The sequence below is a fragment of the Nitrospira marina genome (assembly GCF_059568365.1).
On sequence record NZ_JCANTH010000001.1, the window covers coordinates 2,829,636 to 2,855,711 of the forward strand.

Below are 26,076 nucleotides of genomic sequence, written 5' to 3' on the forward strand. Positions count from 1 at the left end.
CAATTAAGGCTTCGTCCCTTTTTCAATTACAGAAGTAAGAATGTGACATGAACATGTTTGAGAGCACTCCACCGTTCCCGCTATTCATCAAAATCCGGATTTTTTAGGTTATTGCATTTAAATTCCCTAACGACGCCAATACCCCGTCTAGATTCATTGTCCCGATTCCTCCTTCCGTTTAAGGTCTGATGCTGATAGGTAGATGCATTCTTTGATACAGCATGACTATGGTGAGTTGGATGTGCGCCAGGATTAAAAACCGCACTCTTACTACTGAAAATCAGGAAATTGAAAACCCAGACGGCCCTGGGCACAACCAACGTTTGCCACAGGTCAAATCCGCCATTGGACTAACGTAGGTATAAACTTCCAACCCTTCGGCATCCCCCTTTCTTCTCATAATCCGGGTCCCTCTGGACGATCAAATTCGTTTCGGGAGCGGCATGAAAATAGCACAATAAAAATTTGGTCTGACTTTCCACATGATTGGGAATGTCACTCCCCCTCTTTTACTGTGGTGAGTGTGAGATTTTGATTAGGGCATGCGTATACATATCCTCACACTCTGTTGAGAATTTGTCTGTCCACATATTTAACGAAGAGAAGGTAGGATTTAAGACAACAGCGGTTGCCTAAAACATGGGGCCCAGAGCCATCCTTGTTTCACAGGTTTAAAGAGGTTTACACAAAGGCATCCCCCGTTCTTTATTTCAGTTTCACAAGGAGGAAGGTATTTCATCACTTTAAGGAGGAGGTTGCGATCATGAACAATTTCTCGTCAAAATTTTCGGTTCACACATTTTCCAGTGTATTGCTGACGGCAGGTATGATGATTCTGCCCTTAACCGCAATGGCCGGCCAGGGTATGGGATCGACTCCTTCGGAATCGGGGGCACAAGGCTCGGTCCCAGAAGTACAATCAAACCCGAGTTCGGGCGCGGACGTGCAATGGAGTGATCAGTTAAAAAAAGAGCGGGATCAAGCAAAACAAAGCCGGGATCAAGCCCAACAGGATCGTGACACGGCCAAACAGGCACGCGACCAGGCTCTGCAGGCCAACAAGGGCTCCCAGGATTCTGCCTCCGGCATGAAATCCATTCAAGGTCAAAGTAGCAGCGCCTCGACACACGATGGATCAGGAAATCAGGAGACCGATGGTTTCCTGCAAGAACGTGACAAGTACCTACAGGAGCGCGATGCCCTTCAAAAGGAAACCTCCGATCTCAGAAAAGAACGCGATCGCGCCATGCGTTCGATCGCCGGCGGGTCGGCTCTAGATGCCGTTGACCGTACCATGCCTGTGACTCCCGGACATTGAAAACCTCAGTTTTCTAGTCTGAATGCCATTCACCCGGCGCTTGTTGTCGGGCTTCCGCTCAATTTCGTAGCAGGTAGTCCGGCAATCGGTGCTTTGTAAACTATTACTACCCGAAAGGAGGACGTATGTTACTTTCCATAAAACAAGCCCCAGGCTGGAAATCCACTGTGGTTCTCGCATTATTTGTGTACCTCGTGGTGGGGATTGCGGCCGCGTCAGAAGGGGAAAAAGACTCTACCGATACATCCAACCATCAGGCCACAATGAACCACGGCAACAAGGATGGCGAGTCACACCACCAGTTTACCCTGCTTCCCGGGCATCGGGTTATCACCGGTGTGGTGGAAGGAGTGGCAGCAGATCAAGCTAAAGTCAATTCCGGGGATTCCGGAGAAATTAGTCCGAGATATCTCTCCCTTGAACGAGCGAATGAAAAAGGATTCACGCTGAAACAGGGCGATAAGGTCACTATTGTGGTAAACGCCAAGAATCACGTTGTCGATTATCACCTCTCGAAAGAGAAAAGCCAGAGTCACCACAAAGTCATCAAAGGCAGACTTGCGCAGCCGCTGAAGGTCGGGCAGGATCATGCGGTGATTAAAACCGAAGAGGGCAAAGAACAATCATTTCCGGTACGCCCGCTGGCCAGAAGTGAGGTCGCGGCGATTCCATTCGATACGGATGGATTATTTCTCATCGATGAAACCAATAAAATTGCGAGTGCGACGTTGACCAACGATGTGATCGCCGAAGACGATTGGGCGCGCTCCAGCGCTTATAATGTGTACCGCCATATTCAAGGAGTGGTACAGGACGAGCCGAAGAAACATTCATTGACTATTCAAACCAAGGACAAGGAATCTCTCACATTACCTGTCTGGGACTATTTACAAGGAGATATGACAGAAATTGGCAAGGGCACGCCGGTAACAGTATTGGTAGATAGTGATGATAAAATTGTAGATATTGCCCATCTTCCTCAAAGCGGGAAATAATTTCCCGCAGGGCACATGCTTAGAGAATGGAAGCCGAATCTCCGTCCCTTTCCACAATAGCTCCTTATGGCGTTTGGAGAGGTAAGGCGGCGGAGTATTCGTGAGTGATCATAGTCAGATGTTCAGCTCGGATAGACTGCAGGCCTCCGACTTATTTAAGAATCTCAACGGACGTGGTGGGGCCCTCAAACCAATTTAAATTTATCTCGAGGCGCACCCCCACCACGAGGGCATTCCGCACTGTGGGATCGGTTGATGGATTGACAATGTATTGCAAGTCAGGCTGAATGACGAGTTCTGGCCGAACATTGATGGCATAGGACAATTCCAAAGCGATTTCTGCATCTTCGACTGACGATCCCGCTCTCTTCTGAGATTTTTTATAATGACTGCCGTTGACGGCTACAGCGACCCCTACTCCTATCAGGTCTTCATTCCGACCGGGGATTAACCCCTGATAGACCATCCCGCTTCCATAATATTGAGAGAGGCGATGCACACGAGGATCCGCCCAACCGGCACGAGCAAATACCGTCAGTCCCTGCTCACGATCTTCTTTTTCGTGGTAGACAAACTGTTCAGCTAAGCCGTAAACACCCCATGTGGCATCTCGAGTCATGGGTTTTCCTGATGAATCCAACGCGCTGAGATCTTCCTGATTTCTGGTAGAACCCCAGAATCCCACAGCATATTTCCCGAGATACTCGATTGGCGCCGCCCGCCCCACACGTTGAAAAACGAGACGGAGTGGACGTTTCCCAATGACTTTCCGGGCGTCTCTTTTTCGGCGTTCTCGTTGGTCATAATACGCCAGCTCCGTTCCGATAAACACCCCGTCTTGCTTACGTAAGATCACAGCCGTACCGGGATCATCGGGGTCACCAGGGACTCCATCGGCCACCACGGCACGGATGGCGACCGCATCGCCCAGTATCGCTTGACCACGAACTGCCAGGGAGGTGTTGGGGAAAGTGGACAATCCCCCTCCCCCGCTCGCAGCGAATTCTGCTCCGGTTCCGAACGAACTATTCACGAAGAGCTCCGATGAGGACCGGATCACATCAAACTCAGAAGTCACATCATATAACCCCGCGAGCAGTGAGTACCGCTCTTGGGAGGAATTTACTTGGTACCACGCCTCAAACAGTTTCCAGGTATTGGGGGCGGCGATGTTACTGATGCCCTGGATGTCGCCGGCATTACGGCCCGGATCATTTCCATACAGGCCCAATCCGTAGACGAAAAACGTCGAATTTTTCCAATTCAATAGTCGTTCACCGTCCAGGGTGAGCAATAAATCCAAGTCACCAGCCACCCCGGTTTTATGACGAACGCCGCCAGCTACCGTTGACAAAATACCGAGTGTGTTAATGGTTTGGAAGAGGACGCCATGATCGTTCATGGCAGATTGAAAGGATTCCCATTGATCCAGAACCGTCGACTTCGGGATTTGAGAGACCTCTTCGGATCGGACGGATACGGCATTAATCCCTACAAAGCCGAACAGGCAACAAATGGCGAAAAATAACCGGTTCCAGCCGTATCTCCTGAAAAGCCTTGGCCGTTCCATATTAGGAAATCGTAAACTCACTTCCTGCCACGGTACCCTTCCATTAACGCCAAGGGAAATATCAAATACGCTGGCTCTGAGGAGGATTTCTTATCGTAACGGAATAAATAAAAAAAGTGCACCTACTCGTGTTTGACCTATAGAGACTGGGAAACAGGAGGCCATGACCCGGTTAGGTCCTTTTCCAAAATCGTTGTCAGGCGGCAGTGAAGGATCTGGGCCTAATCCGACCGGTGCAAGGCATCATCAGTTGGTACGCGCGGATCAGCGTGATAACTACTGACCGGAACGGGATGGGAGTGCCAGCCCTTTCCACCCCGTTCCATATTTCCACATCAGTGAAGGCAGGTGGGAGATTATCGAACCCAATGGACTCTTCCAAGGCATGACGACTGAAATCCAAGCAAACTGTACGTCTCTGAACAGTCATGTAGAAATTTGTCCATTCCATGAACAAATGATGATGTGTAGCCTGAGAACACGTGCGGAATTCGTGGGATTGGATTAAGGTTCTTGACTATGCCTTACAGAACCCATCCTCGTACGAACTACCTTTCCCCGCATGAAATCGGCCTTCCTCACCAGGGGTGGGTAAATTCCTCACATCTCAACTTTCACACTTGGAGGTTCACAATGGCGTTTTCATCAAAACTTATGGTTTCGACAGGTGCACTTATCATGGGGTTAAGCGGCATGGCGTATGCTGCGGGAGACCACCAACAATCCGGGAATACTCAATCTCAAGCCGGGCAGCAGTCACAGGAGTTTGCGACAATCGAAGGGGAGATTCAGAAAATTGATGGGAATGCGTATACCATTAAGGACGGACATGGGGGGCAAGTGCGTTTGCACATGGAGGAGAGCGCACTTCAAGGAAAGTCCTTAAAGGAGGGAGATAAGGTCAAAGCCAAAATTAAGAAAGGGGACGAAACCTATACGGTCCTTTCTACCAAAAAGGCAGGCCAATCATCCATGCAATCTCAATCCCAGTCCCAGTTGGGGGGGATGCACTCGGACCAACCAACTTCATCTCAAGGTCAAACCCCTCAACAAGACGGGACATTCACGAAAACAGTCCGCGGTGAAGTAAAAAATATTGAGGGAAATGTCTATTACGTTCAAGACCCTTCAGGGAAAGAAGTCCGCCTTCGCATCGATCAATCAACGGAAAACCAAGAGGATATTCAAAAGGGAGATACCATTGAAGCATTGGTGACGATGGAAAAAGAATATCACGTCATTTCCGCCGAGGCATCCGGAAGCAAATAGACCTTGACGCTTTTTTCAGAAGTTTTGCGTAATGTAATGGCGTCGGTTCTCGTTTACCACGTCCAGGAACCTTTAATCATGGATCCAAGCAGTCACCCAGGCCGATGAAATGCACAATAGAGACGTTGATTCATGGAAGTTGAAGAGGACACGTGGGTGATTTTAAAAAGAATGCCATACATTCTCCAAAAATCGATGTCATTTAAGTTGAAGATGATTAATGACCGATTCGACCCCCCTCACACGGCCGGCGGCTCTCTCTGCCGCCTGCCGTTGGGACTCTTTTTCAACGAATCCCCCCAAGGTCACCACGCCCTTGTGGGCTTTGACATCAATAGGAGCGGCGTTCAATCCGGCTTCTTGAAGCAGCGCCACTTTTACCTCAGCGGCCATCTGCTCATTCCGGTCGGAAACCTCTGCGTCTGCACCGAGATGAGTGCCGCATCCGGCCGCAATAAATGTGAAGAACAGCACACACACAAAGGCGATGGAACGCCATCGATCTCGGCAGGAAGGTCGTGACCGGTTCATAAGTGGACACATGGAAGAGATGTTTATCATATTGAACCTTTTAAAGGGCTATAAGGTTGTTCGGGGCCTCTGGCCATCCACGATCATGCATTTTCAGACCATGGGATGAGATCACGAGAACTTTCGGATATTGGTAAACGGTCATACACGGAATCCCCATCATGGTTTTTGTTGCCCTGAGCTCTCTCGGAATCTTACCTTACTTCACAACCTATTCTGAAAGAAATACTGGTGACATCCTGTGAAGTGAGCGGAAAAACAGCCTATGTGGATTCGTAAAATTCTTCTGTCGATTGTTGTCCTGGTTTTCATCCTTGTCATCCTGGTGGCGGTGGGTATTGCCGCGCTGAACTCTCAATGGTTTCTTCATTTCGCTGAAGCCAAGGCAACGGAATTAGCTGGTCGACAGGTCACGATCGGCGCAATTGCCCTGGACTTCGGCCGAATTTCCCGTTTACGAGTCGAGAATCTATCAATCGCAAACCCATCGTGGGCATCAGATCACTCCCTCGCATCCGTTGATCGGTTAGAGGTGGGGATCGACATTCTCCCGCTCTTGAAAGGTGACCTGGTCATTCCTGATGTGCAAGCGACAGCGCCAGTGGTCCATCTGGAACGATCTGGTCGTGGAACAACCAATTGGACAATAGCAGATAAGGGAAATTCCTCCCCCAGTGACCAACCCACTGAAGAGTCGGGCGAAAAGGACCCGGCTCTCAATCTGCCTCGTATTGAATCAGTGACTGTCAATGGCGGGCGCCTCACATATCTGGATCCGCAACAGGATATTTTTCTTGCCCTTTCGATCCTTGCCACCAGGGGGGAATCACAGACGGACCAAGAGCGTGTTGTTGCTAAAGGCGGAGGACATATCGCTGGAGAGCCAGTGACGATCGGACTGTCCGCAGGAACGGAATTCCCACAGCCACACTCACGGGAAAACCCCATCCACGTAGAATTAAAGGTGAACACCGTCGAAACCAATCTGGCCATTGAAGGGACTGTTGATGCGTTGCTCTCACCCGAGACGGCAAATCTGCATTTTCAATTGGAAGGACGCAACCCTTCACGATGGAATGAGGTGTTGGCCATTGAGCTCCCTGCCCTCCCCGAGTATCACCTGACCGGGACGCTTGCCCTGGCGGATGACATCTGGTCGATTGATCCCATGAAAGCGATTGTCGCAAACAGCGATCTTGCGGGGACGATTCGAGTGATATCCGAAGCCGATCTTATTCGCATAGAAGGAGAGGTCTATTCAACACGACTGGATGTGGCACAGTTACAGGGTTTTATACCTCGACAACAAGATCGCGATCCCTTAGCGGTCAAGGCAGGGAATCTTCTGGATGTGATCGCCCATGGCGGCTGGGAGGCCGGCCTCACCTACCGTGCAAATGTGATTGGCACCGGTGAAATTCCAGTTCACCATGTCAACATCGCCATGCGCCTGCAAGATGACATGCTCACAATCGAGTCATTATCCGGAGACGTGGCCGGGACCCATCTCACGATCGGGGCACAGGTGTCCGTGAAAGGGAGGACAGCGGAAAGTCGCCTGTCCCTGCAAGCTGAAAACATGAAATCGCCTGCTAGTGCACCCGACGAAGTGATCCCCGAATCCGGGACGAATGCTACAGAAGCATTTTCTGGAACACTCGGAATGGAACTGGCTCTGAATATTCACACGATTCGTGGATCGGATCAGAAGAACAATTCACGTGAATCTTCCGGCCCGCGAGATTCCATTCATTCCGTTGAATGGAGCACGCTCGATATCGAGAATCTTAATATCCGGTATGATGATCCCTCCTTAAACACGCACGTCCAGATGCAGATCGACGAAAATAGTCCGGAGAGATTGATCGTCAAAGCCAAAGGTCTGTATCGCAAGGAACGCATTGACATGACCGTGACGGGTCCTGCAATAAAATCGTTTTCCGATCTCCCTCCCGACAGTCAATCCCGGAAACATCTGTCGGCCGAAATCAATCTGGCGGAAACCACGGTCTCGCTTTCTGCCATGGTCGAACCCGTCTGGCCGCCAATGTGGCTTGACCTTGCCTTCTCAGTGAGCAGTGAATCTCCGGATACCCTTGCCGCCATATTCGATGTTGAACTCCCTGCTTTAGACACATTGGCCCTCAACGGATCACTCTCCAAACGAACACACCTTTGGAGTCTCCAAAAGTTTGTCGCCATCATCGGTGAGAGCGACATTTCCGGACAAGCCACCATCGATACGGCCGACGAATTGCGCTTTAAGGGAAACCTGCGGTCGAATACCCTGAATATTCCATCGCTGATGCCGGCGAACGGAAAGGACACCCCGACGGCACAAGCCGTGGCATCAATTCCTGAATCCTCGTGGCAGGATACCGACCAAGGCCATTCGCCGGAAAGGCTTCTCCCACCCTGGCTGAACGATCTCCAAGGCCTACTCGGCCTGCAGGTCGAACACCTAGTGTTGCCCGGCGCGACGCTGAAGGATGTGACGGTTCGAACGACCCTCGACAATGGACTCCTTCGCATTTCGCCCCTGAACATTGACCTTGGCGGTGGCACCATCAAAACTACCGCACAACTGAACCTCCGCAAACCATCATGGTCAGGTCATCTTCAGACCGACATCCGGGAAGTTGATCTCAACAAGGCCATGCAGACCCTAGGCCGCGAGGCCGGAGAATTGGGTCAGATCAGTGGCCGTCTCGCTTTGAGTCTTCCCGCGGCCCATCAGACCCCGAAACATCTTCTCAATACCGACGCCTTACTTGATCAATTGCGCATCGATGAAGTGCGTCTGCGTTACGACGATCCAGCCTTACAGGCTAAGACGGATTTGCGCCTCATGGCAGATAGTGTCGCATCCGGAATTCAGGTTACAGGCACGGTTGTATATCGGGAAAACCCTGTAGAGGTGTCCATTACTACGGGTTCCATACGCCAGGCCTTGCAAGACTATGGTGCAATGCCGGTAAATGCGACCTTTACGACACAAGAAACCACTCTTACGCTTGAAGGTAATGTCGGTGAGTTGTTCCCGGTAGCGAAATTTAAGGGGACAGTCGGGATGAAAGGCCCCGATCCCGCTCGTCTGGGCGAAGCTATTGGCATTCCTCTTCCGCACCTTCCCCCGTACCGATTAAGCGCACACGTTCATCGCGAGCAAGAGGCTGAGAGCCAACAGATTTTTAACTTGAGCGACCTAGACGGCACCATCGGCGACAGTGACGTTGCAGGCAAATTACGTGTGACGATCGGCGGCGAGCGTCCGATGATATTTGCGCGATTGAAGTCACGTACACTCGATCTCGATGACCTGGCCGGCCTCATCGGCGCACCACCGGATCCGGACGAGGCCGCTTCGCCAAAACAGGAAGCGCAAGCCGAGGCGGCCGAAAAGCGGAAAACCCTTTTGCCGAACAAACCTATCGACTTCACTCAACTTCGTAAATTGGACGCTGATGTCGAATACCGCGCCAAGGGAGTCATGGCCCCCGATCTCCCCCTGAATGATTTTGTGCTGAATGTGGTTCTTCAGGACGGACACATGCGGATGGATCGCCTGGATTTTGGTGTGGCCAGGGGGACAGTGGCCATGCAACTTGAGGTCAATGCCCATGAATCACCAGCACAAGCCAAGCTTCACACTAATTTCGATCACATCAATTTAAGTCAATTGCTTGCCCGCTTCGAGGTGGCGGATGACTCTTTTGGCGATATTGGAGGACGTGCCACACTTTGGATGCAAGGAGAATCCTTGGCGAATTGGTTCGCCTCGGCCGATGGGGGTCTGTACTTAACGATGACCGGAGGAAAAATCGATGCCTTGTTGGTGGAATTGGCCGGATTAGATTTCACCGAATCAGCAGCAGTCCTTTTAAGCACAGACACAGGTGTCGCCATTGAATGCGCCTATACCGACTTGCAGGCCCGCAGTGGCATCGTGACCATCCACCCCTTCTTACTGGATACCACAGACACCAAATTCAAAGGTCATGGATCGATCGACCTTCGTCAAGAAAAGATGAAGCTGACCATAGAGCCCTATCCTCAGGATTTTACCATCCTGAGTTCCCGCGGCCCCTTGCACGTCACCGGCACATTTTCAAATCCGGAATTTTCAGTCGAACCTTCTTTTCCCTCTCCTGAGTTTGGGATGGCTGACGATAGCGCCCGCTGTACGGGCATGGTGGACGCACTTCGAAAAGCCAGAAAGGATCAATTGGCAGACAACAACTGATGTTTCCGTGGCATTCACCACCTGCAACACCTGCAGGTGAAGTGTGAAATTCCACCATGCCCCACAAACCTAAACGTCAGGTGATGAAGAGAAAAGATTTCAGGGAAATTAACAGGTTTCTACTCAGATTTTACGTGTTACGTTGAAACGTAAATAGATGCAACCGCACCTCTGAGCCATCGAAAGGGTGACCATGTCAATCACAACACAGGATCTACAGGATCTCCTTGAACAGAAAAAAAGTCCATGCGTGTCCTTATTCATGCCGACCCATCCCGCAGGACCGGAAACACGACAGGACCCGATACGCTTGAACAACCTGCTCAAAGAGACTGAACAGCAATTGACGGAACAGGGCATCAGGAGCGCAGACGCTCGAACCTGGCTGGACCCTCTCTCGAAACTCCTGGAGAATGAGCAATTCTGGCAGCATCAGGATCAGGGGCTGGCCATGTACGTGGCGAAGGATTGGCATCGGGTCTTTCGTCTTCCTCTCAGTCTTCCCGAACTCACGATGGTGGAATCCGGGTTTTATCTGAAGCCCATCCTGCCCGTGTTCATGTATGGAGGAACGTTTTATCTTCTCGCGCTCAGTCAGAACCATATCCGGTTTTTTCAGGGTTCACAGGATGGTCTGCAGGAATTGCACATACCGGACATTCCCCGCAGTATGAAGGAAGCCAATCTAGCGGGAGCGGGCGAGCAATCGTTGCAATGGCATACCAAAGCTCCCAATGCAGGCGGCCAGCGGGCCGCCATGTATCATGGACAGGGCGGTGGGGATGACGAAGCAAAATCCCGCATTTCCCAATTTTTCCAACAGGTGGCAAAAGGTCTACACCAGTTCCTGCACGATGTGCAGGCCCCGTTATATCTGACGGGGGTAGAATACTTGATTCCGATTTACAAAGACGTCAATACCTACCCTCATACTAAAGAAGAAGGGGTCACGGGCAATGCTGATGAAAAAAGCCTTCATGAATTGCACCGCCAGGTCTGGCCGGTCGTGAAAGCGGATGCCGATCACGGCATAGAAGAGGCCAAGATCAGGTGTGAAGAGTTTTTGGGTACGTCCAAAGCTTCCCACGATCTGGAAACCGTGATTCTGGCAGCCCATGAGGGAAAAATCGATACACTATTCGTCGCCCGGAACATTCAACAATGGGGGCGTATCGACGTCATGCAAAACCGGGTGGAAACGGAACCCACAAAGTCCGCCGAATCCCTGGAGATTTTAGATGTTGCGGTGGTGCAGACGTTACTTAAAAAAGGCACGGTTTATGCTCTCCCCCAGGAAAAAATGCCAGGCCGTAGGTCATTGGCAGCCATTTTTCGTTATTAATTCCGCCGTTTCATACCCTCAATTTTGTTTTTTGAAACACAAACCACAAGGGTAAGCTGTTGCCTTTGCCCTGCGACCGTATTCTCGCTTAGTCGGCCCCAGTCTTCACAATTCTCCTTCGAGGGTCCTGAGGGCCGCACGCATGACGCAGCCAGATACCCTGGCATGGGTGCCCTTGATATTTCGCGGAAATTAAGGGTTGTTGACAGTTCACGATTTTCTTCCCTTTGTTTATAAGTAATCAGGACGGCTGCAATTGCCAGTTGGAATTCATCATTTGAGAGAACTTTCTATTTAATGGAGGGAGACTCGTATGGCCAATGACATGAGAGAAAAAGCGGAAGAGATCGGAAAACAAGTTCAAGAAAAAGCGAGTGAAGTTGGAGAGCAGGTCCGCCAGCAGGGCTCCGAATTGGCGAAACAGGCACAAGGGAAAGTCAAAAGCACGCTGGAAACCCAGAAAAAAAAGGGGGTCGGAGAACTCAGCGGGCTGGCCGAAGCCGTGCGTCAAACGAGTCAAACTTTGCGGGAACAGGATAAAGAAAGCGTCGCCAACTATGCCGAGCGGGCGGCGGAACAAATGGATCGCATGGTGCAATATTTCGATTCCCGGAATGTTGGGGAATTGCTGAACGAGACTGAAATGTTTGCCCGCCGTCATCCGGAAGCGTTTTTAGGCGGGGCCTTTATGCTGGGGCTTGTGGCCGGAAGATTTTTAAAGAGTTCCAGAGATCGAAAGATAGACGAATCCTCTTCCTATGGACGGCAGGAATCGTACCGGAGGGAAGAACCTACGGCGACAAAGACGCCAGCCGCGCCAACCATGTAACGGGAAATCCTTTTTCATATTAATGTGAACATAGAAGGAGGGTGTTATGAGTGTATATCAGGAAGAACGACCACTAAGTGATCTCTTCCGTGACCTGATGAACGAAGCAAAAATCCTCATTCAGCAGGAAATGCAGCTATTAAAGCTTGAAATGTCCCAAAAGGCTAAACAGGCCGGCAAAGATGTGGGATTTATTGCGGTAGGAGGAGCGCTGGCCTATGCAGGATTGCTGGTTCTCCTGTATGCGGCCATTCTCGCCCTGGCATTAATCATCCCAGCCTGGGCTTCGGCGCTGATTGTCGGACTGGCCGTGGTGGGGATCGGCTACGCATTGATTCAAAAAGGTATCAGTGATTTGAAAACCATGGATCCCGCCCCGCAAAAAACCATTGACAGTTTAAAGGAGACCAAACAGTGGACGACCAACGTACTCAATTAAATGCGCAAGCATCGAAAAATATTGAAGATCCTGCCCGGCTTAGAGAACAAATTCGAGTAACCAGAGCGGAATTGGATGGGACGGTTCATACACTTCAACAACGTCTATCTCCGGATACCATCAAGGAACAGGTCAAAACCGCAGCTATGGATAAAGTCGAAACGGCAAAAGAACATGCCCGTGTGAAAGTGAACCAATGGCAATCTATCCTGGTGGAACGGGTTCTGAACAATCCCCTACCTGCGGCCCTGATTGGCGTGGGTCTCCTATGGATGATGAAGGAGGCCGGCAATTCCTCCTCAGCCCGAGGCAGATTTGGAAGGGACCGATATGGCCATGACTATTCCCTTGATCCCCATGAAGAGTGGCCGGATTATGCTCCCGAAATTGAAGCCGGGCGGATTCCCCGTCAACGATCCCGTCGGGGAAGCTCCCTGGACGCCATAAAGGCAAGAGCACAGGCCTCGGGGCAACAGGCACGAGAACAGATTTCGGAATGGACAGACCAGGCACAAGAATCATTGGAAGATTGGAAAGAAAAGGCGTCGCACCGGTCAGATGAAATCCGAGAGCGCACACGCGAGGGTGGCGAACGCATGAAGGATGAATTATTCCGGTATATGCAGGAGAGCCCGCTGACCATCGGGGCCATAACATTAGCCATTGGAACGGCTATCGGCCTTTCCCTGCCTCGGTCTGAAAAGGAAGATCAATGGATGGGTGAAACCCGCGACCGTTTGCTGGAGGAAGCGAAAGCAACCGCCAAGGAGATCATGCCGAAGGCCAAAGAAGCCGCTGCTGAGGCTCAGCGGGTGGCGGCAGAGACCATCAAAGAACAAGTCGGCATGAATTGAAGAAGTGAAAAAACGCCATAACAGTCGCATGAGCAGGGCCACCAGCTGACAGTTTTGATGATTAGTGTGGATAAGTGAATGACTGGCTAAGATATTCGGCTCCGGTTCTTATCATTAAGGAAGTTTTTCCTGTCGGACAAAAGTTTTACACCTAGAGGATATATTATGCCCCAAAACAACTCAGCTGAAAAGAAGTCCGGCACAAGAGGCCGGAATGCGACTCAGCCCAGTCAAATCCCCCATGCAGGGTGGTGGGATATCCTCCTGCGCGTGAAGGATCAAATTTCACAGGATAACGTTTCGATTGTCGCTGCAGGAGTGGCATTTTATGCCGTCCTCGCGCTTTTTCCGGCGCTGGCCGCCATTGTCTCGCTGTATGGACTGTTTACCGAAGCCTCTGATATCCAGCAACAGATTACTTCGCTCAGTTCCTTTCTCCCGCTAGACACCCAAACCTTGATCCAGGAGCAGCTGACAACTATTTCAACCAGCGGGCAATCGGCTTTAAGTTTTGGAGCGATCGGGGGATTGCTTTTCGCGATCTGGAGCGCGTCCAAAGGTATGTCTGCAATGATCACATCTTTGAACATTGCCTACAATGAAGAAGAGGAACGGAGTTTCATCAAAGTTACCGCGCTGGCCTTAGGATTAACGGTTGGAGGTCTTATTTTTGTCATCCTGACTCTCTTTCTCATTACCCTGCTGCCGGCAGTATTGGAAGCACTGGGATTCGGCCAGAAAATGCAAACGATTCTCTCTCTCAGTCGTTGGCCGCTTTTGGCTATGATTGTCATGGGGGGATTGGCCATTCTGTACCGGTATGCACCCTGCCGGAATTACCCGAGATGGCAATGGGTGTCATGGGGTGCCGGAATCGCCACACTGATGTGGATAGTGGGATCGTCGGCGTTTGCTATCTATGCGAATGATTACAGTAGTTACAACCAGACGTACGGGTCACTCGGCGCGGCAGTCATTTTGCTGATGTGGTTCTGGTTGACCGCATTCATCGTCATGGTCGGAGCCGAAATAAATTCGGAAATGGAACGACAGACGCGGGTAGACACGACGGAGGGTGAGCCCGAACCCATGGGCCAACGCGAAGCCTACTCGGCCGATACACTGGGTCGGACAGCTGAAACCCACCCTCATTCGATAAAAACCTAAGCGCGTTTTGGTTAATGAGGGTTTTTGACAGTTGTGCGTATTCGCGGCTCATTCTATCTTGATAGTTCACTTCGGTTCTTTTTTCTCACACACAAGGAGGTAGTGTTATGAATCCTGTTTGGAAAATGGCCGCACCGACTTTTGTCCTTACCCTGGGTTTCGCCGCCACCCTTCACGCTGCCGGCGATCAGATGCAACAACAATCGCACCGAGCCAGTCAGGACCAAAATCAGATGGCGACGGTGAAAGGCACGGTGGAAAAAGTCGAAGGCGACGTGTTCACCATCAAAAATGATAAAGGTGAGACGATCCGGCTTCACCTTGATGAGAAGGCATTTCAAGGGAAACAACCCAAAGAAGGTGACAAAATTCAAGCCCAGATCCCCCACGGGGAAGAAACGTATGATGTGGTTTCGGTCAAAAAGGAGGGAAGTCCCTCTGCCGCTTCCGCACAAGAAGGTGGAGAATCCATGCATGCGCAATCTTCTTCGCAATCATCATCCTCGCAGGCCGGAGAATTCACAAGAACCATTCAAGGAGAGATTTCCAAAATCGATGGGAATGTATACTACGTTCAGGATACTTCCGGCAAAGAAATTCGTCTCCGGCTGGACCAATCCGCCGAACATTCAGACGAATTAAAGAAGGGCGATAAAATTGAAGCGTTGGTGACACAGAAGAAAGAATTTCACGTCATCTCGGCTGAAACCATACAATAACCTGGTCGGCGCGCCTTCCGGACGGTGATTTCCTAACGCAAATCCCCGTCCGGATATTCGCGTGACGGTGTTCTGTGGCACCATTGACCAACCCCGCAAAACGTATCGATGTTGGCCAATGGTTTCATTATGAAGCCTATCAGGATGTCGAACAGGCCAATAAGCTCATCTGCGAAATGAGCCTCCGCTGCTTTCGGACAGGAATTTCCATACGTATGGCCAGCGCCAGCAGGGTGGCCAGAGCTTCGACAGTGGCATGGGAGGCGCGGCCTCTGTCGCCGGACTCCGCCCAAAAGACCTGCCGTCCGGACACAGAAGGTTATCACCAATGGCAGAAGAATATTTGTGTATCCTGATTCACCACGAAGGGCATCGGTATAACGAGGTTTCCCAGTTTTTCGGAACACACTTTGAGAATTTCTACCCGCTCTCAGTTTCGAGCATACAGGTAAAAAACTGATTTTCTTTTCGGCGCTGTCAAAAACAAGGAGGTCTTCATGCCAAGAGGAGACAAATCCAAATACACCGGAAAACAAAAACGTCAGGCAGAAAAAATTGAGGAAGGATATGAAAAGCGGGGCGTCTCGGAGGACGAAGCGGAACGACGTGCATGGGCTACCGTGAACAAGATGACCGGTGGTGGAAAGAAACCAGGGGGATCCGGCCGAGGAAAAGGGATGAATACAGCTCCTGCTAAAAAGGGCGGGGAAAAAGGCGGAAAAGCCTCGGCCTCCCGGTCGGCATCCGCCAAATCCGCCTCTGCCAAGAAAGCCGCTGAGACTCGTGCTCGAAAGAAAAAATGAACGGCATCGGAGAGGACTCTTCCCGCAAGTGCATGAACCCGTTTTGGTAAAAATCAGACAAGGGATCGGGAGAGTGTCTGCCGAAGATCAAAAAATCCGTTCCAGGGATCTGCCCGAAGAGTGTGGAGTCGTTGAGGAAGGGTGGTCAGCGTAAAGACCTGGGAGCCGGAGATTGAAAAGAGTTCATCCCAACTCACAGGAGTTGAAACAGGCGCTCCGGGGAGGGCTCTGGTGCCATAGGTGGCTATAGAAGTGGCCCCAAAACTGTTACGAAGGTAATCAATAAATATTTTCCCTTTTCGTTTGGCTTTGCTCATTGTGGCCACAAATCCCGAGGGATGCGCTTGGGCGATTTCCATGGCCAGTCTCCGAGTATACTGCTTTAACTGGTCCCAGGTGGCACGGCGAGTCAGGGGGGCCACGACATGTAATCCCTTTCCTCCTGAAGTTTTTACAAAACTTTCTATACCATCTCCCGAGAGCCGATTTTTTAACAGTTGGGCCCCATCAACTAGCTGTTCCCATTTCACACCGGGACCGGGGTCCATGTCGAGGACCAGCCGATCAGGTCGATCCGTCCGATCCTTCCGGCATCCCCACGGATGGATTTCCAATACGCCCATCTGCACCAATGCGATCAGCCCTTTCACGTCGTCAATCACCAGATAGGTGTTCTTTGTTTTCGTTTCTTTTTCCCGGATCAGAATACGGTGCACGGAGTCCGGAAGAGATCCCGAGGCATGTTTTTGGTAGAAACATTTTTGTTGAGATCCATGAGGGCACCGCACCAGCGTCAGCGGCCGGCCAGCCACATGAGGCAACACCCACTTCGCGATCTGTTGATAAAATTCCGCCAGATTCCGTTTCGTGATGCCCTGCTGAGGATACAGGATTTTTTCAGGATGCGTAAGCGCAAGTTCCGGCTGTTCCGTAGAGATATCTGGCGAGGCATTGGATCGCCCGCTGGAAGCTTTAAGTTTTTCGGAAATAATAATGTTCACAGGGTGTGGAGTCTCTTTGATGATTTCTTTTGCCGGTTTATCCTCACGGAGAGCGACAAACGATGGATGGCGCAGTATCCCGTCACGTGTCCATTCAAGAAATTCTACCTCGGCGACAAGGTCGGGATGTACCCAATGCACGTCCCGAATGTTCCTATCGGAAGGCAACCGGGCAAATGGAGGATGGGACCGAGGACGCTTGGCCAAAAGCGCATAAATGCGTGAAAGGCGTTGGTGGGTGAATCCGGTGCCCACCCGGCCCGCATATTGTAAGTGTCCCTGCTTATCATAATAGCCTAATAGCAGTGCTCCGAAAAATTTTCTGGATCCCGAAGGGGTGGTATACCCGCCGATGACAAACTCCTGCCGATCATGACATTTGACTTTGACCCATTGCTTTGACCGAGCCTGGCGATATGGACTCATGGCATATTTGCTGATAATACCTTCCAAAGCCCATCGACAGGCCTGCTCAAATGCACGTTTTCCATAACCGTGAATATGATCGCTATAACGGACGTGAACGGCCGCCCCCTTCGGCATAGATTTGATGTATTCCCATAACAGTTCTTTTCGCCTGAGGAGCGGGGTCCGACACAGATTATACCCTTCGCAGTAGGGCAGATCGAAGACAAAGTAAACCAGGGGATCGGAGGCTTCACCCTTCAAGACATTTTGCAAGGCCTGAAAGTCGGAGGTGCCGTTCGATCGAAGCACGACGACCTCCCCGTCAAGGATGCCCTGTTGAACCGGCAATGCCTTCAGCGCTTCGGCAATGTCGGGGAATTTTTTGGTCCAATTTTTTCCGTTTCTGGTCAACAGGTGAATTATTCCGTTTTTAACAATGCTGACAATACGATACCCATCGAACTTGATCTCGTGCAGCCAATCCTCCCCGTCGGGGGAAGTTTTGACCAAAGTCGCCAACTGGGGATGAAAGGTTGCGGGTTGGGAAGAGGACACGGCAGAAGGAAGGCCTGACGGATCGGGGACGCGGGGAGTTCCAGAGTTGATATTCTTCCGTGAAGGAGTACGGGAGGAACGGCTTTTTGTAAAACTGTTTTTCGACTTCCGTTGGGAAACCGGTTTCTGCCTGCTTCTTTCCTGATTCACCTCGGCAATCTCTTCCAATGATCGTCCGGTGGCAACACTCCCGGGGGCCATGTCAATAATGTCGGAATGTTTCCCTCGGAGGGCTTCCGAATCCTTTTCTTTAATCAGTAACCAGTTTTTTTCTTCTTTGGATTTTGCCCCTCCCATTCGAACCAGGCTCCATCCTCCTTTCAACTTTTGGCCTTTTAACAGAAACTTCAATCGTCCCCGGTCGTAGGAATGCTGCGGATTTCCTTGAGGTACCCATTGACCCCGATCCCATACCATGACCGTCCCACCGCCATATTCTTCTTTGGGGATGGTTCCTTCGAAGGATCCATATTCGACGGGGTGATCCTCAACATGAACGGCCAGACGCTTGAGGGAAGGAAATAAACTGGGACCTTTCGGAACGGCCCAACTTTTTAACACGCCGTCCAGCTCAAGCCTGAAATCGTAATGCAACCGGCTTGCCGCATGCTTATGGACAACAAACGAAGAGCTGTTTTTCCGGAAGGTCGTCCCTCGGGGTTCCGGGGTTTTCCCAAATTGACGTTTACCCTGATATTCCTTTAATCCCATGTTTGTGACTTCCTGCGAGCAGCCTCGAGTGTCTGAGTCCTGAAACAAAGACCCTTCTACTCAGTCAGGCCGGCAAATCACGGTGAATGCTATGTTAACTGGCCTTGCGGGATTTTCGAGGGGAGGTGGATTTGCGTTTTTTGGCTCGGCCGGAGGGTTGGGCCTTTTGAACGCTTTTCTTTAATAAGGACATGATATCAACGACTTTTCCTGAACGGGTTTTCTCTTCTTTTGCGACAGGGGGGACGGATGTTCGTGATCGGGCACTTTTCGATTTCTTTTCGATCCATTTCAACAAAGCATCACGGTAATCATCATGGAAGCGCTGGGGTTCCCACTTGGTGCTCATGGATTCCACTAACTGTTCGGCCAAAGTCAATTCTTTTTCCGAAATTTTGTAGGATTTCACACTCGCTTCAGGCACATCCAATTCTTTCACATTGCGGATTTCTTGATGAAATCGCAGGAGCTCCAGCACCAGAACATGTCCTTGAGGAATCAGAGCGGCTAAATACTGGCGTGTTCGGATGACGACTTTGGCAATCCCGACTTTGCCACTCCGACGAAGCACTTCCCGTAACAGCACATATACTTTATCACCCTTTTTATCGGGAACAAGATAATAGGGCTTATCAAAATACTCGTAGCCGATATCCTTTCCGTTGACAAAGGCTTCGATTTCAACTGATTTATTCACTTCAATGGCAACTTTTTCAAAATCGGCATCATTTAACAGAACATACCGACCCTCTTCATATTCAAACCCTTTGACAATGTCCTGCCATGGAACCTCTTCACCCGTCTCCTCGTTCACACGTTCATACCGGACTCTGGCTTGATTCCGGCTATCCAATAACCGGAAATGTAGGTCAAACTGTTTTTCCGCTGAATGAACGACAACAGGAATGGTGACAAGACCAAAGGTGATGTGCCCTTTCCAAATTGGCCTGGTCATATCACTAAATCCTTTTCTCGTCCCGTCATCGATGGTGAAAAAATAATACGGGAATATTCCCTATCAACCTAAATACCGTTCCTTATGATAGACAAAACCGTTGACCCTAAGCTCATTAGGGTTCTCTGGATATTTGCTCACGGGACACCACTCGGATAATGCTTTCCCGTTGATCGATAAAGGGGCAAATAGGAGTTCTTCTCATGACTCGATCAACCTTCTGACTCATGGAAGTGAGCTACTAATGGGCGATTGGAGGGTCCACTGGTCACGATAATTTTCCCGCCAAAACCTCTGGCACGCGTCTCTTGCAGGAGGGTTTGTCCATTGGAATCGGCAATGAACATGTCCAGAACAATGACCTCCGGGTCATGTTTCTCCCCAACGGGTTTCACATCCTGTCTATGTTCCGGGACTAATCCCCTTCAAGCCTCCTGCTAGGCGGGAGGTCTTTTTCCCGTAAAAAAGCTCAAGGCAAAAATTATCAGAAATACGACAAATAATACCCAGGCAATGTTGGTCGCTGTACCGGCTACGCCGGTTAAGCCGACCACTCCTGCAATGAGAGCAATGACTAAAAATGTAATGGCCCAACTTAACATACGTAATTCTCCTTTGTTCCCTTCCAAGAAGGGCGGAATGGTTTGTTCATCGGGAATGACATAATCTGCACATTAATTGATGGTGCGTGCATTCCCCGTTTCGACTTCCGGATCCATTATGGCGAATAATCTTCGCTTTATTCTTGTAAGGTTGTTGGTAATTTACCACCTTATTTGGGGCCTTAATTTGGATATGACCCGTGTCCCCCACTTTGATTTTTTCCTCTCGGGACTACTTAAATTCAGGTATCGGGGGCTAACTCTCCACCCTCACCCGCATTCACCCGAAACGTATTTTCGTTCACTTCCTCTACCACCCCTTGAATAGGGGGATGACCTTCATCCAATTGAGGGTCTTCCGTCTTCGATTTGTCGCCGAACTCTCATGTTTAGGTACATGGCCTATGAGAGATCGCTACCAAAAGCCAATCCAGTAACCCCCATTAGGACAGTCGTGGATTTCCCGCTCCACCCCATAGAACTACGACCAACGTTTGTCCTTGAAGCATTCGTGCCATTAACCGCCGTGCCCACATCCGGAATGTCCGCATTGACATTTTCCGCCTTTAGAAGGTTGGGAAGATGAGCAATTTTCGGAGCAAAACTCCTTCCCTGGAGGGGCTTCGCATGAACAGGCAGGGTGAGCACATTTTTTAGCATTGGCAGTGGTCATCATTTCTCCTTTCCGTCAGGTTCAAAGAAAAATTTCTGTAGTTCGATTACCTAATGCTTCTCCCAAAGACAATGACCGATTTTCATTTTCAGTGTTGCCCTTTCAAGACGTTTCCCACAATGGACAAAACTTCTTTTTAATGCGGAAAAAAGGAGACAATGGTTCCCTCGTCTGTTAGTAGGAGATTTTTAATTGGCCGAATCCTGTATATTTTCTCCGGCCTGTTCCATCTTTTCTCCTGCTTCTTCCATAGATTCATCTACCCTTTCGCCTGCTCGTTCCGCAGGACCTTCTTGTTCACATCCCAGGGCACCGAATAGAGATCCTGAAAAGCACAGAACTAAAAAAATTCTTTTGGCATAAGAAGTCATAAGTTTCCTTTCGTCCGACTGCATAGGATGTTTCCGTTAAGAAAGATTTCCTGCATTTTCCGATAATACCTTTTCCGCAACTTGACCGGTTTTCTGTTTCACTTCATCCACGGTCGATACCACGCTGGACTTAACCGCCTTCATCACCCTGTCCCGCGAATTTCCCATCCATTGGTCTTCTTGCCGACTTGCCGGTATGGCGGCTGCCACGGCCGTGCCTAACGCCACCATCACGGCTCCCACCGCCAGTGGATTAGTGTTCAAAAGGTGATTGATTTCTCCTCGCACAACTGCCCCTTGCTCTTGAAGATATCCCTTGACATCTTCCATTTTCTGCCCTGCCCCCTCTTTCCATTCTCTAGCCTGTTGACTGGCTTGTTCTTTCAATTCATGAGCCTGGTGACTCGCCTCATCCTTCCACTCCGACACTTGGCCCTGAACGGCATCCTTCGCTGTTCGGAGTTTTTCTGTCACCTGTTCTTCCACTGGAGGTTGAAGTTCTCTGTCACTGTTGCGCCAAGGAGTATTGTCACTTCTATAACGTCTTATAATTTCGTGAGAGGGTTCAGCCCCATCCTTAAACAACCAGTACAATCCCAATCCGATAAGTACGGTGGGAACAGGATTTTGGGTAAGCGTATTCAACATGGACTCCCTCCTTTTGTAAGTGCTCAAAGGCCGATTTATGCAATTCATTTCCCAGTCTGGTAATACGATTGTTTCATCACAATACAATTTTGGTCGTTCCTCTTTGCGATATCTCATAGACAAAGGCGTTCAATAGATATTCAGGGGATGAAGATGATCGACCAGATAATTGCGCCTTTAAAAACAGATTTTTAATTGTCGACTATTTTTCAATCCAATCATGGGGTTTCCCATAAAAATCATACATACGAACTTCATATTCTCTATTTATGGGTTTGTTCGGGTCATACTCAGGACTTCCCTCGATGGTTTCTCGGGTCATGGCAACCTCAACAGTTTGTTTATTCCAATCAACAGTATTGACCCACTTGAAAGAGATAAGAACCTTTTTCCCTGGCAACCAATTGTGGGTATCTACAACCAGATATCGAATGGCCCATGTAGTATCCTCCACAATAAAGTCATCCACATGGCCGATCTCTCCGTCTCGGGCTCTGATGTAATATCCTTGGATTTCATTGGCGGACCGCAAATGTGGATTTCCATTCAATTTGTCAGAGGAGTTCATGCCGTCCTTGAGGGAAAGTTCAATGGCTTCCCCTCCAGGGACACTCATTGGTGTGAACCCGGCAGGCTGGATGAAACCATCCTCGTCCCAATATTCTCTCCATTTGAAGAATAGTCGTAATTGTTTTTCCTTTTGGAGGGAAAATGGCAAGTCGGATTCTATGCCCGGGCTATCTTCGATTTCTGCCGACGTCAGCTTAACGGGAAAGACTTTATTTTCCCCATCAGGCCGTTCCAGGGCTTCTTGTCCGATAAGGACGCTTCTTCCCGGGAGCCAATTTCCGGTATCCGCCACCAAGTAACGGATTCTCCACAACCGGTCGTCAAAATAAAAATCATCCACGCTCCCGAGATCTTTATCAATGGCCCGTAACCCATATCCTCGCATTTCCAATAAAGTTTTCAACATAATCTTCCTTCTAAATTAATGTGTATTAAGGAATGGATCGGTCCCCTGATTTCGAATAAGCATAAGTGGAATTTTTCCTATGGATTCATTAACCACTTTCTGAGGTTTCTAAGACAATGTACAAAAATTTTATCAGCCTCCTTGAAAAGTCAAACACCTCCCTCAGAACGAGCGTTTCCAGTCATGTAATGCTCTGGGTGACAGAGGAGAGAACGTATCCTGGCAACTTTCCAAACTTTACAGAAAAACCATGCAGGGAAATCCGACAGTCTTAATCGACCAATTATGAAGCGGAGGGCTAAAACGGGCCAAATCAATGGTCCCAGGAGCAAAAGTAAAAGGCACCGTTAGGAAAGGATATGCAACATTTTGTCCATCAAAAGGGAACTCCGGCTTTCTCCCATACTTAACGAGGCCATGACCTGGCGGCACCGATCCTCCACGCCCTCTAAATCATTTTTTTCTTGAATGGATTCCCGGCTCCCTCTTTGGACCATTTCGACATGACGAAGGATTGCCCCACGATCCTCATTTCGATTTACGTTTTCACCTATTCTCCCCAAACCTTCCAACAGACAGATCAGCACCGCCACATTGCCTTTTGCGTGTTGTCGGATTTGATTAAAAGCCGCATTCATGACGCCTTCAAAGTTGACAGACGGAGCAATCACACGAAGGACTCCCTCAGGATCGTACCGGAAAGGTGAAGGAAACTCTCTTCGCGCAAGCTGGCATAAAATCGCGCTGAGATGATCAATACAATTTATGCAAGTGAAGGGGTCATTAATTCCTGGCGAAAGTGCCCTCACGGCCACTTCCACAAGTTGAAGCACGGAAAACTCAATATCTTGTTCCTGAGTGCGGTTGGTTCCACAGATCAATTGCTTATTGATCTGTGGGGATACGACATCTGCCATAGGCCCAAGTGCGAGTACTTTGGCTAATGATGCTCCCTTGGCGATAAAGTGCCCTGGCCGATAATGAAGAAATATCACTAAATTCTGGTCACGGGCGATTTCCATAAGTGCATCATTTTCAATTGCCTGAAGGTAACCCCCAATTTCGGCCTTAATTGCCATTCCCTCTTTTTCTATCCTGGACATAATAGGAGGAATTTGGGTTTTGTTTGCCTCATTCTCATCGGCCAGTCCCAAACGCTCTGGAAAAAGTCGGGTCAGGTCTTCCTCCAATTCCTCATATACCGCAGCGATCAAATTAGGGGCTTGTATGGAAACAGCAATATGATGCATGAAATAAATCAATACCCCTAGGCTGCACACGGCCAAAATAAGGCCCACCAAAGTTCCCCAATAGGGCGTAGAGCCATTAGGATCCACATGGATGGTTCGCAAGACGAGCAGACAATAAAGGAATGTCGCCACAAACGTTCCCAGTACTATTTGATTACCTCGATCCCGCAGAAAATTTCCTAACAGACGTGGGCCGAATTGTCCCGAAGCCAGGGTGAGGGCCACGATCGTAATGGAAAACACGACACCGGCAATAGTAATCATGGAACCGGCAATGGTCGAAAGGAGAGTCATCGCTCCTTCCGGTCCCATATTGCTTAGCCATTGAAGAAAATCAATATTCCCGGGAGAAAAAAATTTATCAAGATACGGTACGGCCAACGAGAGGAGAATGGCGGCAATGGTCATGCAAGTGGGTATGAGCCAGAGACTCGCACGGAGTTTATTCAACCAATTTGATACCCAAGCCGGCATGAGTTACTTACCTTGCAGCGAGATCATTGAAATTATCATTCCGCCTGAACCCGAGTAGACAGAAGGTTTGCCCTACCCATTGTAAACTTAACGACTTAAAAATTCTCCAATGGAATTGAATGGTTCAATTTGATCACAGATAATCTTAAGAGACGCGACAAAAGGGACCGCCAGCAAGGCCCCAACGGCACCCCATAACCAGCCCCAGAATAAGACACTCACTAATATTATGACGGGATTCAATGTCAGCTTTCGTCCTAATAAATGGGGTGTAATAAAATTCCCTTCCATAGCGGTCAAAAACAAATACGTTCCGGACACCAAGGCCACCATGTTCATATGTTCAAATGTGATAGCCGCAGCCAACGTCACCGCTCCCAAACCAATAATGCTTCCCACATAAGGAATAAAATTTAGAATACCCGCCATGGCGCCCCATAAAAACGGGTTCGGCATGCCGAGCAGGTACATGGCAAGACTGGTTGCCAGCGCAAGGCCGACATTCACACTGGTCACCGTGACGAGGTAACTGGAGATGTTATTTTCTATTCCACGGACAATTTCCACTGCCCGTCGTTTATCCGAAAATCGTGGAAGGACTTTCACAAGTTTTTCCAAAAACAAATCCCCGGAGGCAAGAAAAAAATAGAGTAAAATCATCGTTGAGACCAGCCCCAGAATAAATTCCGTGGTCCAACCGATCAACAGGCCTCCTAAACTATCTGTTTTCACTTCGATTCTTCGCGCTTTACGAGATTCCGAAAGACTCGCCACATGCTCCAGAGCCTGGGTCGCTTTCCCCATTTCAAGGACCGAACTTTTGATGGTCCGGATTTTACGTTCTACCTGTTGTAAAGCTTCCGGGGCCCGGTCCAGCCAGAGAGAAGCGGGATTAGACAGCTGAACAATTCCAAAAGTAAAGGTACTGATCAAAACGAGAAGAATCCCCCCGGCCGCAAGCGGGGGGGGAATATGAATTTTTTCAACTCCCCGGACAAGAGGAGCTAACAGGAGATTCAAGAATAGGGCCACGAACACAGGAAGCATGATGGCTTTGGCGACATACATCACCATGAGAGATGCATAAATAAACAGTCCAGTGAGGGCAATGGACCGGATATTGATGGGCCCCTGAAATAATTGAGATAGATAACCAGCTTCGAGTTGGGATGAAGGAGGTGAAGAGGAAGCCTCACGTTCGAATTCTGAGGTATCCTTCTGGTGAATTTCAGGCATCGGAGGGAGCCATGCTCGGCAAAAGAAATGGGGGCACCGAACTTACGCATGTATTACAGGAACCATTAACACACCTCCTGATCCTTTCGTTCTGTAAGATTAGATAACTATACTTCAGCATGAGCTACCTCGTAAAA

Annotated in this window: 23 protein-coding genes; 12 read left to right on the top strand and 11 right to left on the bottom strand. The window is 49.6% G+C overall.

The features are described 5' to 3' along the window. Window positions 1–763: 763 nt before the first annotated feature. Entirely contained in the window at window positions 764–1,318 is a 555-nt protein-coding gene (locus tag LX98_RS11915) for a hypothetical protein (protein WP_496429110.1), read from the top strand. Window positions 1,319–1,443: 125 nt separating this feature from the next. Then, window positions 1,444–2,313 carry a hypothetical protein gene (locus LX98_RS11920; protein WP_496429111.1) on the top strand — a complete coding sequence of 290 codons (870 nt, stop codon included), beginning with the start codon at window positions 1,444–1,446 and terminating at the stop codon, window positions 2,311–2,313. 151 nt (window positions 2,314–2,464) lie between these two features. Here the strand turns inward: LX98_RS11920 and LX98_RS11925 are convergent, their stop codons facing one another. Beyond that, a complete protein-coding gene (locus tag LX98_RS11925; protein WP_496429112.1) occupies window positions 2,465–3,883 on the bottom strand; it encodes a carbohydrate porin in 1,419 nt (472 codons plus the stop codon). A 633-nt stretch (window positions 3,884–4,516) separates the two neighbouring features. On the opposite strand from LX98_RS11925, the gene LX98_RS11930 reads away from it, so the two are divergent. Beyond that, the gene (locus LX98_RS11930) at window positions 4,517–5,152 is read left to right on the top strand and encodes a hypothetical protein (protein ID WP_496429113.1); all 636 of its coding nucleotides are present in this window, start codon (window positions 4,517–4,519) and stop codon (window positions 5,150–5,152) included. A gap of 198 nt (window positions 5,153–5,350) precedes the next feature. On the opposite strand, the gene LX98_RS11935 is transcribed toward LX98_RS11930, so the two are convergent. Then, complete coding sequence (locus LX98_RS11935; protein WP_496429114.1) at window positions 5,351–5,683, bottom strand: BON domain-containing protein; 333 nt, start codon at window positions 5,681–5,683, stop codon at window positions 5,351–5,353. Between the two features lie 265 nt (window positions 5,684–5,948). On the opposite strand from LX98_RS11935, the gene LX98_RS11940 reads away from it, so the two are divergent. The 9 genes from LX98_RS11940 (at window position 5,949) to LX98_RS11980 (ending at window position 16,079) form a co-directional block, all read left to right on the top strand. Beyond that, window positions 5,949–9,926, top strand: coding sequence for an AsmA family protein (locus LX98_RS11940; protein WP_496429115.1), 3,978 nt, complete (start codon window positions 5,949–5,951; stop codon window positions 9,924–9,926). 193 nt (window positions 9,927–10,119) lie between these two features. Further along, window positions 10,120–11,268 carry a baeRF7 domain-containing protein gene (locus LX98_RS11945; RefSeq protein WP_496429116.1) on the top strand — a complete coding sequence of 383 codons (1,149 nt, stop codon included), beginning with the start codon at window positions 10,120–10,122 and terminating at the stop codon, window positions 11,266–11,268. A gap of 313 nt (window positions 11,269–11,581) precedes the next feature. Beyond that, window positions 11,582–12,097 (top strand): hypothetical protein, encoded by a 516-nt coding sequence (locus tag LX98_RS11950; protein WP_496429117.1) that lies wholly within the window; start codon window positions 11,582–11,584, stop codon window positions 12,095–12,097. Window positions 12,098–12,143: 46 nt separating this feature from the next. Beyond that, window positions 12,144–12,536: a phage holin family protein gene (locus tag LX98_RS11955; RefSeq protein ID WP_496429118.1), complete on the top strand. Its 393-nt coding sequence runs from the start codon at window positions 12,144–12,146 to the stop codon at window positions 12,534–12,536. Continuing rightward, on the top strand, window positions 12,512–13,390 hold the full coding sequence (locus LX98_RS11960) for a DUF3618 domain-containing protein (RefSeq protein WP_496429119.1): 879 nt from the start codon (window positions 12,512–12,514) through the stop codon (window positions 13,388–13,390). Before LX98_RS11955 ends, LX98_RS11960 begins: the two co-directional genes overlap by 25 nt. 165 nt (window positions 13,391–13,555) lie before the next feature. Next, complete coding sequence (locus tag LX98_RS11965; RefSeq protein WP_496429120.1) at window positions 13,556–14,557, top strand: YhjD/YihY/BrkB family envelope integrity protein; 1,002 nt, start codon at window positions 13,556–13,558, stop codon at window positions 14,555–14,557. A 107-nt stretch (window positions 14,558–14,664) separates the two neighbouring features. Further along, window positions 14,665–15,276, top strand: coding sequence for a hypothetical protein (locus LX98_RS11970; protein WP_496429121.1), 612 nt, complete (start codon window positions 14,665–14,667; stop codon window positions 15,274–15,276). Between the two features lie 74 nt (window positions 15,277–15,350). Further along, window positions 15,351–15,632, top strand: coding sequence for a hypothetical protein (locus LX98_RS11975; RefSeq protein ID WP_496429122.1), 282 nt, complete (start codon window positions 15,351–15,353; stop codon window positions 15,630–15,632). 141 nt (window positions 15,633–15,773) lie between these two features. After that, window positions 15,774–16,079, top strand: coding sequence for a plasmid stabilization protein (locus tag LX98_RS11980; protein ID WP_496429123.1), 306 nt, complete (start codon window positions 15,774–15,776; stop codon window positions 16,077–16,079). A gap of 53 nt (window positions 16,080–16,132) precedes the next feature. Here LX98_RS11980 and ligD read toward each other — a convergent pair whose 3' ends face one another. From ligD to LX98_RS12025, 9 genes are all read right to left on the bottom strand, one after another. Further along, window positions 16,133–18,754 (bottom strand): DNA ligase D, encoded by a 2,622-nt coding sequence (gene ligD / locus LX98_RS11985; RefSeq protein WP_496429124.1) that lies wholly within the window; start codon window positions 18,752–18,754, stop codon window positions 16,133–16,135. 94 nt (window positions 18,755–18,848) lie between these two features. Further along, window positions 18,849–19,709 carry a non-homologous end joining protein Ku gene (gene ku / locus LX98_RS11990; protein WP_496429125.1) on the bottom strand — a complete coding sequence of 287 codons (861 nt, stop codon included), beginning with the start codon at window positions 19,707–19,709 and terminating at the stop codon, window positions 18,849–18,851. Window positions 19,710–19,921: 212 nt separating this feature from the next. Next, on the bottom strand, window positions 19,922–20,104 hold the full coding sequence (locus LX98_RS11995) for a hypothetical protein (protein WP_496429126.1): 183 nt from the start codon (window positions 20,102–20,104) through the stop codon (window positions 19,922–19,924). Window positions 20,105–20,146: 42 nt separating this feature from the next. After that, window positions 20,147–20,311 carry a DUF1328 domain-containing protein gene (locus tag LX98_RS12000; protein ID WP_496429127.1) on the bottom strand — a complete coding sequence of 55 codons (165 nt, stop codon included), beginning with the start codon at window positions 20,309–20,311 and terminating at the stop codon, window positions 20,147–20,149. Between the two features lie 402 nt (window positions 20,312–20,713). Beyond that, window positions 20,714–20,971, bottom strand: coding sequence for a hypothetical protein (locus LX98_RS12005; protein WP_496429128.1), 258 nt, complete (start codon window positions 20,969–20,971; stop codon window positions 20,714–20,716). A 420-nt stretch (window positions 20,972–21,391) separates the two neighbouring features. Then, window positions 21,392–22,003 carry a hypothetical protein gene (locus LX98_RS12010; protein ID WP_496429129.1) on the bottom strand — a complete coding sequence of 204 codons (612 nt, stop codon included), beginning with the start codon at window positions 22,001–22,003 and terminating at the stop codon, window positions 21,392–21,394. A 202-nt stretch (window positions 22,004–22,205) separates the two neighbouring features. Further along, the gene (locus LX98_RS12015; RefSeq protein ID WP_496429130.1) at window positions 22,206–22,979 is read right to left on the bottom strand and encodes a PRC-barrel domain-containing protein; all 774 of its coding nucleotides are present in this window, start codon (window positions 22,977–22,979) and stop codon (window positions 22,206–22,208) included. A gap of 347 nt (window positions 22,980–23,326) precedes the next feature. Next, window positions 23,327–24,703 (bottom strand): DUF2254 family protein, encoded by a 1,377-nt coding sequence (locus LX98_RS12020; protein WP_496429131.1) that lies wholly within the window; start codon window positions 24,701–24,703, stop codon window positions 23,327–23,329. Window positions 24,704–24,790: 87 nt separating this feature from the next. Continuing rightward, window positions 24,791–25,939 carry an AI-2E family transporter gene (locus LX98_RS12025; protein ID WP_496429132.1) on the bottom strand — a complete coding sequence of 383 codons (1,149 nt, stop codon included), beginning with the start codon at window positions 25,937–25,939 and terminating at the stop codon, window positions 24,791–24,793. Window positions 25,940–26,076: the final 137 nt, after the last annotated feature.